Genomic DNA, 18,616 nt, shown 5'->3' with positions numbered 1-18,616 from the left:
GGGACAAGTGCAATCCATTACTGATACGGATGTCTATCCATATGCGGACGGGATTGTCATTACCGCTTCTTGATACAGGTTTAGGCCGGTCACCAATTTTAGTCTTTTCCTCATGGGCAATCTCAGGAGCACCGTCAACCTGAACCTCAACTACTTTTTTGCGGGTATCCTTAAACCATTTCTGGAAAATGTTATAAGGGACTTTGTTCTTTAAACAAAACGATTGGAGAGATTCTCCACGGGGTAACGCCTCCGTCTGGTACTGAAAGTAAAACCTTTCAAGATCTTCACTGCTATACATAATCTTTTAATTTTAGTTCGCAGCAAAGTTATTCCTTTCAATTAATAGCCTTTTTTTGACTGCTTACTCAAAAAACTACTGTCCGAAGAAACATCCATCCCCAATCGGTTCAAAGTATAACAGCAAATAGCAAACGTTGCCGAGCCCGAAATCAAGAATGAAAAATCAAAGAAACTGAATGCTTCCGATATGCGGTCTATGATTTTTTGAAAGTTGGCAGCCATAATAGTGTAGGTAAAACCATGAAGAAAACATAAATTTCAAACTATTTTGCTTCTCAGCATTGCCGATACACCTCTGCCACTTGCTCCGCTATGTGGCTCCAGTCGTATTCCGCCATATCGTAGCGCACTTTCCGGTAAGGCTTTTCGATATTCTCCTGCAGCTTTTGGGCAAGCACATCTATATCGCCTACGGGGAAATAGCTTTCATAATCCAAGCCCACTTCCAGATTGGCGGGTATGTTGCTCACGATAACCGGACAGCCGTAGCTCATGGCTTCCAGCAAAGCGATGGGCAAGCCTTCGTGGGAAGAAGGAAGCACAAAGCAGCGTGTATGCGTAAGCAGCGAATGAAGCTTCTTCCCCTTGATGAATCCGGTAAGCACCACGCCGTTCTCCTTTGCCATCTGTTTCAAATGCCGCGAATACTCATCCTCAAAATCCGTATCGCCAGCCAATACCAATTTTACATCCGAATGGAAATCCTTCATTTTTACGAACGCTTCTATCAGGTGATGCAGGTTCTTTTCCGGCACGAAGCGGCACATTCCCAATATATATTTGCCTTTCTCTATGCCCAACTCTTCGAAGTATTCCAGATAATCGCACAAGTCCGGTTCAGGTACCCCATTATATATAAGGTGGCAATCCCGCCGGTTATACTTACGTACGAGTATATCGTTAATCACCTCCGAAATCACAATCACCTCGTTTGCATATTTCGTCCCCATCCGTTCGCCTAACTTCAATATTGCCTTGGCGGCGGATCCCCATTTGTCACGGTCATAGTCGGGACCGTGATGCGTAAACACTACCTTCATGCCCAGCAACCTTGCCAACGGAACCAACAAGGCGGGACCGATGGCATGAATGTGTACGATGTCGGCACGAAGCGATTTCGCTTTCAGTATTGCCCGAAACGTATGGATGATTGCCTCGAAAGATTTCCTCTTCGGGGTCGCTATGTCAACCAGCTTCACCCCTTTGTATTCTTTCAGACTGTCGTGCACATAGCTCTTCCTGCGTATCACAGTCACATCGAAGCCCCGTGCCGCTATCCTTGGAAACAGTTCCTCGCAATGAGTCTCCACGCCACCCATGATGTTCGGGATGCCACGGGTGCCGGTAACAACTATTTTCATAAAAACATTCTTGATTTTGAGAATGAATAATTATTTTTGCAAATCCAAAAGCTGAACCAATGAAACAGCACTTAAACCGCCTGAAAGAAAATCTCCTTTATGCAAGAATTATAATCGTTTCTTGCCTGTCAGCTTTGTGGCTTTTCATAAAAGGCAAAAGAATCAGGTAAATCAGAACTTCTCCCTCAAATCCCCCTGGCACGGGTCTTGGCCTACATCGCACCACTTCGGGTCTATGCAAGCAGGCTTGCCCTGCATAGAGCGCAGCTTGTTCTGCAACGCCCACTTTGCTGGATACTTGATATACTTGTGCATCACCGGGCTTGCCGTACCAACCATCCAGCAGTTCTTCGGGCACTTCCTTACCATCGCACGAACCTTCTGCGCCTGTTCGCTTTCCCAAATCTCCATAAAAGGTTTGTCGTGGATGTTACCCATGCTTTCCTTCCAATACTTCTCTTCCAGTCCGTTGCAGGGCATCACCTCACCCCAAGGGTCGATAAAGAAGTTCACCATACCCGCCTCGCAAGGCAACATACGGCGTCCGCCCTCAATGTAATTAATCAATCCCATATTGAACCACGCACGGAACCAGCTCTTCGGATGCTTCTCTTGAAGCTGCCACTCGATAAGTTGGCGGAAGTTATTGCACACTTCGTCCTTATTCGTAATCACATTGTCGCTCTTGTGGAAATAATACGAGTTATGAAAAGCCGCCGTGGCAAACTCCATGCCCATGGCAAGCGAAAGCTGGTAAAGCGAAAGCATGTCTTTTGAATTGTGGTTTGACACTGTGCAGCCGAAACCGATGTCCTTCAACCCCATGTGTTTCAAAGTGAGCAGCGTGCGCAGACCCTTGTCAAATCCGCCTGCATGGCCGCGCAATTCATCGTTCTTTTGGCTAAGTCCTTCGATGGAAATACGTATGCCTATATTAGGAAACTTCTTGGCAAGTGCCACTACACGGTCCTCAAACCAGCCAGAAGTAGAGATTACGATACGTGGCGTATGCTTGTAACATTCCTCGACAATCTCGTCCAAGTCTTCACGGATGAACGGTTCGCCACCCGTCAGATTGATGAACTTCAACTGCGGCAGGGTCTTCAGATCTGCCGCCTTTATTTCTTCACTCTTCTTCGTGGGATTCTGCCAAATGTTACACATTTGACAACGCATCGGACAGCGATACGTCAGGATAATGCTTGCGTCCGTTGGACGCGGAATGTTTGTATTATTCATTTTTATAATGGTTTATCTTTTACAAAAGCTTCCAAACCTTCATATTCCTTACGAAAGAAATCAAAGATCTTTTTTATGATGTTAATTGGATTAAAGTTAATCATACGTATTATTTACCCTTTACCTTACATAGCACTTATGATATTGAAATATTTCTTTGCAATTAAAGGCCAGCGATAATATTGATTAACATAAGTCACACGTGCTTTTCTGCATCCTTCTGTATTTTGATTATTCAAATAATAATCAATAACAGCCAGCCATTTCTTTGTATCTAAAGGAACACACGTGCCATATCTCTTATCTGAAAGTAAATATTGTGGACCTGCTTCAGGTGTTGATATAACAGGAACTCCATAGACTAATGACTCCATAACTACCATACCATATATTTCATACGCAGTTGGCAGCAAAAATACATTAGCGCGTTCGTATACGGAAATCAGGTTTTTATTAGGTACAGCATCATACGTCAAAATCTTATCTTCTAATCCTTCGTTCTTTATCCTATTTATGATTGATTCACGAAGAGGACCTTTACCTATCATCACTAAACCAACATTATCATCTTTTATTTGTTTCATAATGTCAATTAGGAAATCAGGATTTCTTCGAGACTCTATCGCACCAATATACAATAGTAACTTAGGATGACTTGCCTTGAAAGCAGCCATTTCCTTGTCAAATGTTTCGTTACGTTCCACCGGAACTTCATCAAGTCCGACCGGCAATACTATAACATTTTGATATTTCTTTTTTAACAGGTAATTTTTAGCAGCTTCTGTCTTTGCTATTTTAAGGTCCGAGTATTTATTTAATGTACTTGCAAACATTGCATCGTACACGATTTGCATGCATCTTGCTATTTTACCAGAAAAGTTGCGATACATTCCTTGCCATAATATGGTTTTTACACCTGATTGCTTTAATGCTTTAAAGATTCCAGGCAGCATCATTTGTGAATCATCAAGTAATTGAACCATATCATATCCACCGTTTTGCAAATCTTTTTTTAATGTCGGATAATACATTAATTCATGCCATATTTGCTTCCCTTTTAAAGGATGAACCACGACTTTATTGCCAGATTCATCCTGAGCAATTTCTGTGATTACATCAATGTTGGAAAATCGAGCATAAACATCTGTTGAGACGCCATAAGGCATTAATGCTTTGGCCAAACCTATTTCTTGAATGTTATAGCCTCCATAACGAAGTACGTTGGAGGCAGTTCTCACAAAAGCTATTTTCATATTTCTGTGTTCAATTATGATTGTATCGTGTAAATGATATTAATTTAGCGGGGAAACTTTTCCACAAGTTTTCATAAATGTATCGCCTACATGCTTCTTCGTTTGATTTTAAATCCAAATGAGGTATTTCTGCGAAGTTATTATAAACTGAAACTATTGATTTTAAATCCGCAAAAGAGCCGACATTAGGACCTATAATTGGTTTACAAAAATTCAAGCTATAAATTAAAGCTCCAGAACTAAGAACCGACTCGCCATTGTAAGTGAATAAGATTATTTTACTTTGGCTAATTAAAACCCTCAATTCTTCATCTGAGAAAAAACGATTCTCAAATACTATATGGCTGTCCGCAATTGTGTTACTTATCTCTTTTGCATACTTTGAGTCGCCACATCGCCCAGCTATAAGTATTCGTTTGGATTTCATTTCATCTGAGTTGACAGCAAATTTTACGAACTCAAGAACATTCTTTCGTCTTGAAACTGTTCCCCAGATGATGTAATCATATACGATGTTTTTTGAAGGATATATTTGTGAGGTATAGACTGGATGAGGTATATAATGGCATTTGCCCTTATATGTTGGGTATCTTTCGTTAAAGAAAGACACGCCCTCTTCCGAGTGGGTTATCACGCAAGTTGCGTGCCTTGCCATAAAGCCCATGCCATAGTCAACCCAATGAGACTTTTTGTCGTGTGCCCGTTTATTATGTAATACCCACACTATTTCTTTTTTCAAAATGGAAATTAACTCTATAAGTAGCAAGAAGAACACGAATTGCATCTTGCCCAACCTTTTTCTAGGAATCAGGTCTACCCATTGAATAATAAACATATCCGCATCAAGATTAAAGGTAATGCTTACTATGCCTATTTGCCACAAACGATTGGTTATCCTTATCCCCTTCTTGTTTTGAAATGCCTCGTGAAAATATTTAATGTAAAGATTACCTGATTTATCACGGGATGGAGTATATGTAGGATATATATACACTTTCATAAAAATGCGATATTTAAAATATTTCTTATGACTTAACCAATGAAATCGGGAATACGAAATCTTGCTGACTTATGTTATAAATATCATCTTGAGAACGGATTTTGCAGGATGTCTTAAACCCAATGCAATAAATATTATGGTATAATGATTGATGCTCTTCTTTTTTCATAGAACTTGTTTCAATCTCTTTTGCTCGCTGCTGGCAAATTTCTGCCATATGCTTAGGATTGAAATCTTTGTTTTGAACCGATGTTATTAACATTCTACTAATTGATGATAATGTTTTTTGAAATACATTTTTTCTAACATAAGGTAGACAGATAAACAAAGGAGCACCTTTTTTTTCTCCTTCAGACATTATATTCCACCATGTGTTGTATTGCGCACAACCAGGAAGATTATACATTGCAGCCGCAGTTTTAATATATCTGAAACCATATATGCATTCAAAAAGATTGTAAGCTGGAGGGCTAAAAGGACCTTCCGAGAATCCATGAAAATCAAAATCCACAGGTTTGAAACAAGGATTCATGTAATAAATGTGGGAGAACACATTTCCATAAGCATTGCCTTCTCCGCCTAGCATATCAGCAAAGTGGCAATAAAAGGTAATATTCTCAAAAAGATTGTCGCATGCATGTCCATAAATCTTTATCCCCTGATGTCCATCATACCCTCTTATAGAAATATTTCTACATGTTATGTTTCTGCTATCCATGACATATAATGGATTGGTGAAATTTTCGATAACAACATTTTGAATGCAACCTTGAGCAACTCTTTTCATATTGATTCCATTCCAACCATAATCCATCTTTTGTGCTTGACTGACATTATAATACATAGGGAAACCATGATGCCGAAATAAACCATTCCACTGACTTGAAATTTTAATGTCACGTATAATTATATTTTCCAACATATCTACATTAAAAATGCACGGGTCATATTTCAAGTCGATATTCCTTAACAATGGTCTTGACAATCTAATTTTCGTCCTATTCAACTTTTCCTTAACTTCTATAAGCCATTGAAAAGACGGAGACATTTCTTCACCAGCTCGCAAAGACGTTTTCCACTCTGGACGCAAAACATCAACTCCGAGAATCTCTTTTATTAAATTCCCATCTTTAGTTGTATTATACATCCCTATAATGATGTACTTCCCTATCGTTGAGGCATCTTGTACTTCAATAACATCACTTCCAGTTAAAGCATTCCCTGTTATTTTAGTCACATATTTAGGCGTAAGAATCTCTCCGTCACTACCGGGATCAGCCAAAGAGCCACTTCTCGTAATAATGTTTTTCTTGTTCTTGAATTGAAGACCGAAAAAAATGTTACTCCTTTGCAAACTCTCTCCAGCTGTAATGAAAAAGGGGGAAAGCCATGGATTCTTAGCCCCGCATAAAGTGTCACTACAACATATCAATTCACTTAAAGGTCTACCATTCTCGTCCACTTCTCCTTGTATTGCTACATTTGAGTAGTTAATTTGAAGAAAGGCATGCATTCCTCCTTTATTAAAATAATACTTGCCTTTAGGAAAATATATCACGCCACCACCTTTTTCACCTACATCATTAATAAGTTGTTGAACCCTATCTAAAATATCATCTGTGGCATCAGGTACAATTCCATACGTAGAAACATCACAAATATTTGTTGTTTGGTTTATATTTCTTCGAAGTCCTGCATAATTAAAATCGGGAAGTGATATTTTTATAATATTACGCCCCTTTATGGCAGGGAAAGTTCTTCTCGTAAGATAGGTGGACAAATACAAATCTTTTCCATGAGCTACGCCAAAAGGACAATTCCTTATATATAAGCCATATAGTACAAAAGGCGTAAATAATTGTAAACCATATACACAAATAATATAAGCGAATATTATTATTGCTATAAATCTAAGAAATATGTCCACTACTAAACTTTGGCTGTCTATTTTGCTTATAAACCATTCAAACAGAAATGATACAAAAATTGCAGCGCAGGCGTATAACATCAGCCAAAATTTTACGTTGATTATATCATATAATATAAATCCTAATGATGTCAGAAAAAAAACTAAACATAATATTTGTGCTGTGCCGATTTCGTATTTGATTTGATGGCTAAAGCATTTCAAATCACTTATACTGATCTGTAGTCCTATACAATAACATAAAATAGAAATTGCAATAAATTGAATCATAAGAAAAGTAGTTTTATTTTTGACTTTCTTCTATTGCTGCTCTCAAAGCATGAATATATGCTTTGCCCCACTTAAGGTCTGGCTCCATATAATTCCCCTCAGCCCATTCATTCCAAGATTTTAAGAATACAAGCTTTTGCTGTTTAGCAGAAACGCCTTTTAGAACTTTAATTACTTGCTGTTTAAATAATTCTGGAGTAGAATTATACATCACAGATCCTTTCCTTCCACTACGAGGCGTATGGTCCCAAGATGGTATAATAAAAGGAATGCTTGTTTCTTTACTGTCTATTTCTGATATCCAAATATATTTGTTTACCATTTTATAATTTTCCATAACAGGCATATTTCTCCATTCGCGCCATTTACGCAAAATACCACGAATTATTCTTTTTTTATGTCTAAAAACATAATCATTTCTAAGGCCTCTTCCTGGGGTTAATGCGTCAAATCCAAATTTAAGAAAAGAATCATATTGAAACTCTTCGTCATATCCGCCAATAAAGAAAAACTTATCGGCTATGCCATCTTCCTTAATCCATTTGTCCCATAGATTTATAAAATTAGCACAATCAGGTATAAGTCCTGGTTTGTAAATCATAAATATGGGTCTTTCTTCTATACGTATATAGTTTTCATTTACTATCAAATGCTTGACATACTCATAATGCATGCGGTAATCTTTTTCCCCACCATATTGTTGTTCAATCAACAATTTATCTCCTTTCCCATCGTGATTCCACTGTTTGGCTTTCCAACTTTCATTGGCCCAAGCAAGACAAAATGGAAAATCGGGTTTGCCTGTTTCCACTACTTCATCTATAATCCTATTCATGAGTTGCCGACCATTACCAAACCAATAATGCCAATAGCAAAAGCCATCAACTCCTGCTTCTTGAGCCAATTCAACTTGTTGTTGTCTCACTTCGGGCAGACGCAAATCATAATAACCCAAATCTGCAGGTACTTTAGGTTGATAGTGACCATGGAATAGTGGCTTCGCCTTTCCTACATTAGTCCACTCGGTAAAGCCTTTTCCCCACCACTCGTCATTTTCTTTGAAAGGATGGAATTGGGGGAGGTAATAGGCTATAATCATAGGCTTTTTTTGTACGTTCATTTTATTTCAAGTTTATTTTTTTTACAATGACACCTGTCAATTTATGGAAGGGTACACATAAACACAATGCACCAATTATCATTATAGAAACTTTTGTTATAGAAGTAATATCTCCAAATAACAATTCAGAAGATAGGAAACAAAATATTAATAAATGAAGAACATAAAGTTCTAACGAATACTTACCAAACCATCTTAACATGTTGCGTATCAATTTTACTGGAGTCCAATTCTTTAATACAGAAAATAGGATGCAAATGATAAACATATAAACAATCTTTTCCGTCATGCCATATATTTCTATAGCATACACCCAATGACTTTTCAAGAAGAAAGTTATTATCCAAAACACAATTACAATGCACAAAAGAATGCACCATTCTTTATTCTTTCCATATAGGGAAAGGCGTCCAGCGTACACGCCTATAATAAAAATAGGAATCTTATTTATACCGATAGACACTTTATCGTAATACGCAGGTACGAATTGTTGAAAAGCAAGGATTAAAAAAACGACAACTAAAATAAGCATTGTCACCCTCTTTGTTGTTAATATATATTTATAAAACAGAGGAAAAATTGCATATAGAAAGACAGATATAGCGATATACCACATTCCGCAATAATTGCCATCAAACCAAAATGCCAATGATGAAATATGCAGAAAGAAATTCATAGGCTTGAATGTTTCTATAAAATCTTTGTAAATAAAAAAACATACGGATAAGACAATGAATGGAATTAACAATCTATTTATCCTTCTCACATAAAATTCTCTGATATTGCCATTTTTTGCAAAAGAATAGTATAATCCAAAGCCTGAAAGGAAGAGAAAACCTTGGGTGAAGGCTAAACGAGGAATAAAAGCTATAATCTTCATATATAGATTAGACGGAGTTGCTATTTCTCCCAAACCTATTGAGTGTGCTACCAATACTCCAATGATGCCTATTCCCATTAACTCACTTCTGTATTTGCTAAATAATTCAACCGAATAAATTTGTTTCATAAGTAGAATCACTATTAATTGTTTTCATCAAAAGTACGGAGTGTCCCAAAGAAACTTGCACATATCTCCACACATAAAAAGATATTTCAAATACTCATACGACCACCAAATTAGAAAATACAGTAGTATTTTATATTTGCTCTTTCTGAAATCACTTCGGTAATGAAGAACAAGTGCTAATGGAATACACCAAAATAACGACCCTGTACTTGATACCCTATTGATGATTTCAAAATTCATAAAAAACTTCTGAAAAATAGATCCAGTGACAAATACATTGTAAAGAGTTATAACTTGCCTATTTTCAGAGAATCTCATCACTATTACTTTATAGCCCCAATAGAATAATGATATATTTCCTAATGTCTCTGCTATTTTTACAACAGGGTTCCTTGTATATCTATCCGCAGCCGAATCGGCAGTAAACCACTTGTCACTATTCTCCACATAATATGAAAATTTTTCATCTTGGCTTGCCATAAATGATAATAGATTATTTGCTACCGAAAAATCAAACATATTTTGAAATATGTAAGAAGCTAGAACGAATGCAATTATTGTCCATAAATATGGTAACGGCTTTTTAATAAAAATGGCAAATGATATTATCCATAAAATAGTAATTATAGCAACGCTATGTATTCCATAAGCAACAAATAAACAAGTCCCAAATAATAGTAGAAATTTTACATTCTTCAAGATCTTTTTCAGATGGTTGAAATACTTGAAGAAAAAAAACAAAAGAAGAAATACAAACGAAAAAGCGAAACCTTGTCTTATTGTATATTCATTTAGGTGTCTTGTAGCCATCATAAATAGGGGAAACACCCAATATGCATATTTTCTAAACGGATATAAAAACACCATCGAACATGCCATTTCAATAAAATTATAAACTACGAAAATATAATGCTCTCCTACACCTATATATTTTAAGAAGTTGTTGAATTGGGTAAAAACGACCTGAGTTTCTTCTAAATTATAGTTATATATATCTATATAATGGAAATAATCAAATCCCCTACCATAACGCAAACCCAAACATAGTGAGTAAATAAGCGCACACAAGAAAGCATTCCCAATATAGCTTTTGTTATTTGACACATTACGCCCACAAACACAAAATGTAATCAACATAACTGCATTTACGAAGAGATAAACTAAATCTATATGAAAATAAAATACATGATTCATTGGTACTGATTATATTTATATTGTCGTAATTTGATGTATTGTTATTGAAATTGCTTTATTACAACTTTTTATATATCCACCTGACATTACGTTTTTTCAATTTTGCAGGGTATCCCGCAATAATTACGCCATTTTCCATAAAGCTGCCGGTCACTAGTAAGCGTCCAATTCTGACGTACCACCCGCTTTACAGGCAGCAAGCCATAAATAAAATTAAAATTCAGTTGATATTGTCGTAGCTGCAAAGGCGTACCGTTCGGTAGTCCTTGGACATCATGATGTAGACCTCTCCGGCCTGCGGTTCCCTGTCCATCTGCTGGCGTATCACCGAGAGGACACGCCCGTACTTGCATCTCATGTCATGGAAATTACGCAGGTAATAGAACCTGCCAAGTTCATTGACGCTTAACATAAGCCCTCCAGTTTCTCCACGAGACGTTTCAACTGCCCGTAGCTTAGATTCCCCTGGCGCAGGTGCAGGCCGTTGCTCACGCGCAGGTCCACCAATATACGCACTTCCGCCAACGTTTCTTCTTTCTGTCTCTGTCCTTCCTCTTTTGGCTTGTCTGTTTCTGCCGGGGAAGGACGACCGGACGCATCCACTTCCACTACTTTGTGCCGTGTATCCTTGTACCTTTTTTCAAACAGGTTATAAGGGACGTTGTTCCTGTGGCAGAATGTCTGGATGCTCTCTCCCTTCGGGTAGGCCTCACCCTTGTAGCGGATGAAGAGCCTTTCAAAATCTTCGTTGCTGTACATATCGCTAAACTTTTTATGTTGACAGCACGAAGGTAAGAACATCTATCTGAACGGGCAATACGTCAGTTTTGGACGCTTACGACAAAGTAGACCGTAAGAACGTAACGTACTGCTCAGAATTGCGTTACCTCCACAGATGTCCAAACAAATGAGGATAGAAATTAACCAAAGAAAACAAATGCTTCTGTAAAAGGTCTTATATTTTATAAACTAAAAAATTTTAGATAAACTCTTTCCACCTTATTGATGATTTCATCTATATCCTTTTCCTTGATGCCGTTTATCATAGCAGTCTGATTCTTTCCATCCAATCCATTAGCATTGAATGCACCTTCAAATTTATAGCTGTAAGCCAAGCCGAATACAGGAATTCCGCTGTAAATAGCAGCAAAATTGGCATGCATACGAGTTCCAATGAAAAAGGTCATTTTGCTGATAACATATTTTACTTGGGGAGAAATTAAATCCTTATCAACAAATATTACATTGCTTTTATCTTTGAGTCTTTCGTACGCAGCTTTACAAGCTACCATATCGTCGTTGTTGATTTCGGGAACTTCATAATTATATGAATGCGGAATGAGATATACGGTATGTCCCTTGTCTCGAAAATGCCTAATCAACCGGTCTATCAATTCTGGGTAAACATCAAATTGTCCAGCCAATGTACGGAATCCATTGCTATAAGCCAATCCGCTTACATTAATGCCTATAGCATTGGGGGTAATCTCAATATCCCATGGTTCTGGTTGCATATATGCCGAAAGATCTTTAGTCATTTCATATTTGATACCTAACTTTTTCAGTTCAGAAATAAACTTGTCATCACGCACATATACGGTTTGTGAGTGTTGTAATATATAACGCCCTTCCTCATAGTTACTTTTCTCTTTGAAAGGTCCCAATGTCTGTGGAAGTTGGATTACTGGAATGTTCATTTTAATAGCTATCCATGTCTCAAAAAGCCTTGAATGGAAAGTTTTTGTCCCATAGATATCAGAGAAACCGTCTCCACCGTTAATGGCTGCTACATATTCTACTTGCTTCAATATTTTGGCTGTTTTAGTCCACGGTAAGCATATACCGAACTTGCGCAATAACCACCACTCTGCAATAAATATTCCTGCAATCGTATAGTTCCAGTCAATACCATTGATTCTTATTAATTCATTTTTCAGTATGCGATTGTTATGTTTTAGGAAATTTCTATATACACGCAACTTTATTAGTCGAGTATTCTCTTCCAACATCCCTCGCTGTTGCAGGAATGATATAGATCCGTAACCAAGGGCAGCTGTCCCCCTGTTATTATCACGCAAATTGAAACCTGATATGATTACGTATTTTTTATTATTCATAAATATTTTATAAAATGTATGTGTTTAATAGTTACAATTCAATTCTTTTCACTATGCTTTTTTACCAATTGAAAAAAGAATCTTTTGTCTTTAGCATTTAAAACAAAAGCGTAAATCATTATGATATATAGAAGAGTAAAAAATGCGCCTTCGCAGAAAAAAAATATCAAAACATTTGAAAAATCAATTATATGTCTGAACACATTTCGTACAAGTAGCATCGCTATAATTCCAACAATCAAACCTGGACAAAAAGAAGATTTGAACAGTCGGCCTGTATTAATATTCATTTTTTTAGGCCAATAATAAAGATAATAAAATAATATTTGTATTATATTATAGACTGCGTAACCGATTACTGTTCCGCCAACTCCAAAAAACGGAATAAGAAACCAACACAACAGCAATCCGATAACAGAAGCCACAGCTGTGGAATACGTTATGGGACGTATATCACTGCCAGATAGAATTAGACTGGATAACGCTTGATTGTGTGAAGGTAATATAGCAAGAAGCCAAATAATCATCCAGCCATCCAAATACAAATATTCAGGTCCTACATATAATTGTAGCATCTCCTTACTGACACTCATCATGCCGAAGCTGCAGAAACATAAAATTATGGAAATATATTTTGTCCCATCATAAGCGATACGGTCTTGTGCCGTTTTATCCCCTAAAGCAACAACTTTAGACGCAGATGGAAGGATGACTCCCGTAAATGCACCTCCTAACATAAGCACAATACTTATTATTCCATTCAATATCCGAAAGTCTGCAACGGATTCCACTGTTCCTTGGATACCTAAAAATACAGGACGCAGATTGTATAGCGAGAATTGAAACAGGCTAAATGAGAAGATATTCAAGCAATAAGGCAATATACTCTTAAATATCTTACTGTCAATATGAGGCATGAACGACACATAAGGTGCGATTTTCCGTATTTTATATATAGCAAACGGTATGATGACAAACATAGAAAACGCTGTCAGTGCATAATACTGTTCTATTGACAAACGTCCCCAAACCGTTATTCCCAAAATAATTAATTGGCATAATTTAGGGAGTAAAGAGATTTTTTGCAACCATCCGACATATTCATGCGCTTTTATCAGTTGGTCAAAACAGGAGGTAAACCAACTGATAATCGCGCTAATTGCTAAGATATAAAGTAAATGCTTTAATATTGCATCTTGTCCGTCTGCTAAATTAAAGACCTGGTCAGAGAAGCAAGATATGATAAGTAAAATTGCCCCATTCAATAAGCCTATTGTTCCATAAAAGGCTAGACTGGTTTGAAATAGCCGATTAACATTTGAAAAGTCTTTCTTGGCTAGCCAATTCGAAAAGAACCGGACATTGGTAGAATTAAAACCCAAATCCATCAGACGTAGGTAAACGTTAATGGAAATGGCTATACCTATCAGGCCATAATCAGATTTGCCAAAATAGGTAATCAATATAGGGACGGATATAAATCCGTACACCCCATTGACTATATTGAAGAAAGTCGTCCAAAATACGCCTTGAGCTATTTTTTTACTGCTACCCATTTATCTGTTTTTTTATTTTCCGTATTCCTGCTTTGATATAATATTTGGCATCTTTTTTTTTGTTATAATCAAGCACTTTTCTATAAGCTACGGCTTCGTCTATGTCTTTTGCAAATACTTCGAAAACAATAGGCTGGGATGATTTTTCCAAGAATTCCATACAGTGTACTTTGAACTCATCATGTGAGAAAGCTGAAATATATGTAAAACCACAAGTTTCAGCCCACCCCTTAGCGTTCTTGAAATGGTTAGCTGCTGCAATAAAAAGATCTGTCTTTTTGTTCTGATCTGCATTTCCTGCCATTTTAAATTCAACGCCACCATTGTTGTTAATGATAAGTATCCTTACATTATTTTTAATGTGCCGTATTCCTAAAGAATTCAAGTCATAGAAAAAAGCCAAATCGCCTGTTATTAAAAAATGCAATTCATCGGATAATACACTTTCACCTATCAGCATGGAAGTGCAACCATCTATTCCAAACGCAGCTACATTGGCAAAACATTTTATGCTTGCGTCCATCGGGAAAAGATTCCAATTTCTTAAGCTGTTCAATATCGCAAAGTTAACTGTACTATTCTTGGGCAATTTATCATGTAATGCGGCAGCAACGTATGTGTTGGATAAAGGCAAATCCAAAGTGTAAACATATCCACTTACTTTCTTTCTCCATAAGTCTAAGAACATATGGGAAGAAGGTGATGATACCGCTGACAAAAAGAAATCCTTTACATCCATTTGATAAATGACTGTCAATTTATCGTAAGTATCCACTACATTGCCACTTTCGTTTATAGACCAATGCTCAAACAAATATTGCGTTTTAGAGAATGTAAGGTAGAACGGATAATCCCCAGTTTGTCCGCCTATAGAGATCAAGATATTAGGCAGCAGATTTTTCAATTCATCGTCTGAAGGATTAGTGGATAAGAACAGATTTCCGTTTATTGCATATTCCGTATGCAAGTTTGACAAATGGTTGGTATAAATTACACAGTCATGAGTCCTGCAGAAAGCATTGATGGCCTCTAATGTTTCCTTGTCATAAGGCCTGTGCTCGCCCGCAACAATCATTATTTTTTTCCCTTTCAGCTTATCTTGCTCATTGAAAGAAGTGTATCTTTTGATGGTTTTCTGAATATGTCTGTCAACAGGACTAATTTCAAAATCCTGCCAAGGGATATTGAGTTGGACAGGACCTTTCCCATTATGGGTAAGTTCCAATATAGCTTCGTTCGAAACCCGGCAGCTTTCTAAATAATCACTTGTACCTTGTACGATAGGCAAAGTGTAAGATTTTTTCACGCAGTCAATTGGCAGCGAAATTTGGTTTGGCGCTTGCATATAGCTTTGATATGTGAAACGTGGAAGTTTCGACATTGTGATGGCCAAAATGGGGACTTGTTTGTAATACGCTTCTGTCAACCCCGGTATATAATTCCGGGTGGCTTGCGCACTTGTACATGACATAGCGATAGATTCCCCAGTCTGCAAATATAACCCGATAGCAAAATACATTGCACTTCTTTCGTCAACAACGGAAAAACATTTAAAAAAAGAATCGTTTTGCAAAGCCGACACCAAAGCTATGTTTGTTCCTCCAGGACTTGTTACGATATACCTGATGTTATGGTTCTTTAAAAGCGCAACTACAATATTGATGTTTTCTATATTATTCATACGGTTATCTATTTTAATGTAAAGCCGCCATCACAAATAATGGTCTGGCCTGTTATGAAGTTACTTCTGTCCGACATCAAGAATATTGCCAATTCAGCTATTTCTTCCGGAAATGCAAATCTTTGCATCGGATTCTGATTGCAGTAGACATTTCCTTTCTGTTCCATATACTTTTGTTGCATTTCAGTACGTACAACCCCAGGGGCTATGCCATTGACAATGATATTATGCGATGCCATAATTTTACTTAACCCCTCTGTCAATCCTACAATGTCCCATTTGGACATCCGGTAAGGATAAGTGGCTCCAACGAAACCGCCCTGTGAGGAGATATTAATGATTTTCCGATAATTCGTAGTTCCTATACGTATCCAACGTTTACAGAACTCTTGGGAAATAAAGAATGTCCCTTTTGAATTTGTTGCATAAATCTTATCCCATTCATTCTCTGATACAGCTGGGAAAAATTCGTGGGGTTGAACTCCCGCATTGTTCACAAGAACATCTATCTCGCATCCAGACAAATTAGACACGCTATTGACGCATTCAGAAATGCCAGAAACATTGCTGATATCCAACACCATGTACTTAATGTCGGTCAAACCTTCTCGTTTAAATCCACTTACGGCATCTTTAAGTCGTTGTTCATTCCTTCCTGATATGATAACTTTTGCTCCATGCCGTAAACTTGCTTCTGCTATCGATTTTCCGATTCCACTACCTCCTCCTGTAATCAGTATAGTCTTATTTTCTAACTGTTTATCAGGAGCTAGATATGAAATGTTTACATCTTTTATTCCTCCATATTTATATATTTCAACAATAGATTTTGTCGTACATTTTAACTTATAAAGAAATTTTCCTAAACTCACTGTCCAATCACTTTTAATATCAATATTATTTCAAAAATTGGTTTTATTATAGCCATTTAAATCTATATGCCAATAATCAAACACTAAATTCTGAAAGATATGTAAATAAGGAATATAGTGGAATTCACAACCATAAAAAGCCTTATCTTTTCTGGTTACTAACACCCATTCTCCTTTTTCCTTTCTTACTACAATATCATTACCCCCTCCAAGGAATTTCACATAAGCTCCATTATCCGGCAATCCGGAAACGATATAATTATCATCCTTTATAAAATCAAGTTGTTCAAGGATTTTCTTTTTGAAAGGGACAGCTTCAAGCATTGCCCATTTGCCCATACTATCAATCTCGATATTTGCATTATCGGCTAAGACTTTAAGAGTAGCTTTTCTTTCCTCTATATTAATCAGTTCTATCTTGCATACATCTTTACGTCCATTTCCGTAGTTTAAAAGGACATAATTGCCATTTCTTAATTCATTAATATTCATTGCTATTTTATTGATTATTTCCTATTGTGAGAGTATTATTAAAATCAGTCCCTTCTGAAAATATCCCGTGTATAAACCTTCTCCTGTACATCATCAAGGCAAGAGTCGTATCTATTGGCTATAATGGCTTGGCTTTGTTCCTTGAAAGCGTTCAAGTCATTCACCACCTTACTACCAAAGAAAGTGCTTCCGTCTTTTAACGTCGGTTCGTAGATTATCACCTCCGCACCTTTGGCTTTCACCCTTTTCATAACGCCTTGAATAGATGACTGTCGGAAATTGTCAGAATTCGACTTCATGGTCAGGCGATAAACACCAATGACACACTTCTTTTCATCAGATGGGTTGAAGTCTCCACGGTTGTAATAGTCATAGTAACCTGCTTTGTGGAGAACACGGTCTGCGATAAAGTCCTTTCTAGTCCTGTTACTTTCAACTATGGCCTGGATTAAGTTTTCAGGTACGTCTGCATAGTTGGCAAGCAACTGTTTCGTATCTTTAGGCAAGCAATAACCGCCATAGCCAAAGCTCGGATTGTTGTAATGGGTGCCGATGCGTGGGTCAAGGCAAACTCCATCGATTATTGCCTTTGTATCTAGACCTTTCATTTCGGCGTAAGTATCAAGTTCGTTAAAGTAAGAAACACGTAAGGCGAGATAGGTGTTGGCAAAGAGTTTAACCGCTTCCGCCTCGGTTGTACCCATGAATAATGTATCGATGTTTTCCTTTATCGCTCCTTCCTGTAACAGGGAAGCAAAGGTGTGGGCGGCTTCATCTAAGCGGGTGTCGCCTTCGGGTCTACCCACGATAATACGGCTGGGATAAAGGTTGTCATACAACGCCTTGCTTTCACGCAGGAATTCCGGCGAGAAAATGATGTTGTCGCACTGCATCTTCTTGCGTATCATTTCGGTATAACCCACAGGGATGGTGCTCTTGATGACCATGATGGCATGGGGGTTGACGCTCTTCACCAATTTAATCACTTCTTCCACATGGCTGGTATCGAAATAGTTCTTTACCGGGTCGTAATTGGTTGGAGCGGCTATTACGACAAAGTCTGCATCTGAGTATGCTTTTGCGCCATCCAAGGTTGCGGTCAGGTTCAAGTCTTTTTCCGCTAAATACTTTTCGATATACTCATCCTGAATCGGTGACTTGCGTTGGTTGATTAAATCTACCTTTTCGGGTATCACGTCTACAGCCGTTACCTGATGGTGTT

Annotated in this window: 17 protein-coding genes; all 17 read right to left on the bottom strand. The window is 37.4% G+C overall.

Translation table 11 applies throughout. The features are described from left to right. Window positions 1–301 (bottom strand): hypothetical protein (locus tag B5F78_RS17640; protein WP_204502683.1); only part of this gene is annotated, 301 nt, incomplete at its 3' end. A 277-nt stretch (window positions 302–578) separates the two neighbouring features. Next, window positions 579–1,664, bottom strand: coding sequence for a glycosyltransferase family 4 protein (locus B5F78_RS12770; protein WP_087406892.1), 1,086 nt, complete (start codon window positions 1,662–1,664; stop codon window positions 579–581). Between the two features lie 171 nt (window positions 1,665–1,835). Continuing rightward, window positions 1,836–2,903, bottom strand: coding sequence for a radical SAM protein (locus tag B5F78_RS12765; protein WP_087406891.1), 1,068 nt, complete (start codon window positions 2,901–2,903; stop codon window positions 1,836–1,838). 125 nt (window positions 2,904–3,028) lie between these two features. Beyond that, window positions 3,029–4,156 (bottom strand): glycosyltransferase family 4 protein, encoded by a 1,128-nt coding sequence (locus B5F78_RS12760; RefSeq protein ID WP_087406890.1) that lies wholly within the window; start codon window positions 4,154–4,156, stop codon window positions 3,029–3,031. A 10-nt stretch (window positions 4,157–4,166) separates the two neighbouring features. Beyond that, window positions 4,167–5,156: a hypothetical protein gene (locus tag B5F78_RS12755; protein ID WP_087406889.1), complete on the bottom strand. Its 990-nt coding sequence runs from the start codon at window positions 5,154–5,156 to the stop codon at window positions 4,167–4,169. Between the two features lie 25 nt (window positions 5,157–5,181). Further along, window positions 5,182–7,353 carry a glycosyl hydrolase family 28-related protein gene (locus B5F78_RS12750; RefSeq protein WP_087406888.1) on the bottom strand — a complete coding sequence of 724 codons (2,172 nt, stop codon included), beginning with the start codon at window positions 7,351–7,353 and terminating at the stop codon, window positions 5,182–5,184. 13 nt (window positions 7,354–7,366) lie between these two features. After that, a complete protein-coding gene (locus tag B5F78_RS12745; RefSeq protein ID WP_087406887.1) occupies window positions 7,367–8,473 on the bottom strand; it encodes a glycosyltransferase WbsX family protein in 1,107 nt (368 codons plus the stop codon). Between the two features lies 1 nt (window position 8,474). Beyond that, entirely contained in the window at window positions 8,475–9,482 is a 1,008-nt protein-coding gene (locus tag B5F78_RS12740) for an acyltransferase family protein (RefSeq protein ID WP_087406886.1), read from the bottom strand. Between the two features lie 27 nt (window positions 9,483–9,509). Continuing rightward, window positions 9,510–10,676 (bottom strand): EpsG family protein, encoded by a 1,167-nt coding sequence (locus tag B5F78_RS12735; RefSeq protein WP_087406885.1) that lies wholly within the window; start codon window positions 10,674–10,676, stop codon window positions 9,510–9,512. 220 nt (window positions 10,677–10,896) lie between these two features. Then, window positions 10,897–11,088, bottom strand: a complete 192-nt coding sequence (locus B5F78_RS12730; protein ID WP_087406884.1) for a hypothetical protein — start codon at window positions 11,086–11,088, stop codon at window positions 10,897–10,899. Next, window positions 11,082–11,435: a hypothetical protein gene (locus tag B5F78_RS12725; RefSeq protein WP_087406883.1), complete on the bottom strand. Its 354-nt coding sequence runs from the start codon at window positions 11,433–11,435 to the stop codon at window positions 11,082–11,084. The genes B5F78_RS12730 and B5F78_RS12725 overlap by 7 nt, the downstream gene beginning before the upstream one ends. 203 nt (window positions 11,436–11,638) lie before the next feature. Continuing rightward, on the bottom strand, window positions 11,639–12,793 hold the full coding sequence (locus B5F78_RS12720) for a polysaccharide pyruvyl transferase family protein (protein ID WP_087406882.1): 1,155 nt from the start codon (window positions 12,791–12,793) through the stop codon (window positions 11,639–11,641). 38 nt (window positions 12,794–12,831) lie between these two features. After that, a complete protein-coding gene (locus tag B5F78_RS12715; RefSeq protein ID WP_087406881.1) occupies window positions 12,832–14,349 on the bottom strand; it encodes a lipopolysaccharide biosynthesis protein in 1,518 nt (505 codons plus the stop codon). Continuing rightward, window positions 14,342–16,030, bottom strand: a complete 1,689-nt coding sequence (locus tag B5F78_RS12710) for a thiamine pyrophosphate-binding protein (protein WP_087406880.1) — start codon at window positions 16,028–16,030, stop codon at window positions 14,342–14,344. Before B5F78_RS12710 ends, B5F78_RS12715 begins: the two co-directional genes overlap by 8 nt. A gap of 8 nt (window positions 16,031–16,038) precedes the next feature. Next, window positions 16,039–16,902, bottom strand: coding sequence for an SDR family NAD(P)-dependent oxidoreductase (locus B5F78_RS12705; protein WP_204502682.1), 864 nt, complete (start codon window positions 16,900–16,902; stop codon window positions 16,039–16,041). 30 nt (window positions 16,903–16,932) lie between these two features. After that, on the bottom strand, window positions 16,933–17,394 hold the full coding sequence (locus B5F78_RS12700) for a hypothetical protein (protein WP_087406879.1): 462 nt from the start codon (window positions 17,392–17,394) through the stop codon (window positions 16,933–16,935). A gap of 44 nt (window positions 17,395–17,438) precedes the next feature. Then, on the bottom strand, window positions 17,439–18,616 hold a 1,178-nt coding region (locus tag B5F78_RS12695), incomplete at its 5' end, for a nucleotide sugar dehydrogenase (protein WP_087406878.1).

This window comes from Bacteroides sp. An279 (assembly GCF_002159615.1).
Lineage (GTDB): Bacteria > Bacteroidota > Bacteroidia > Bacteroidales > Bacteroidaceae > Phocaeicola > Phocaeicola intestinalis.
This window is presented reverse-complemented; position numbering and strand designations above follow the sequence as displayed.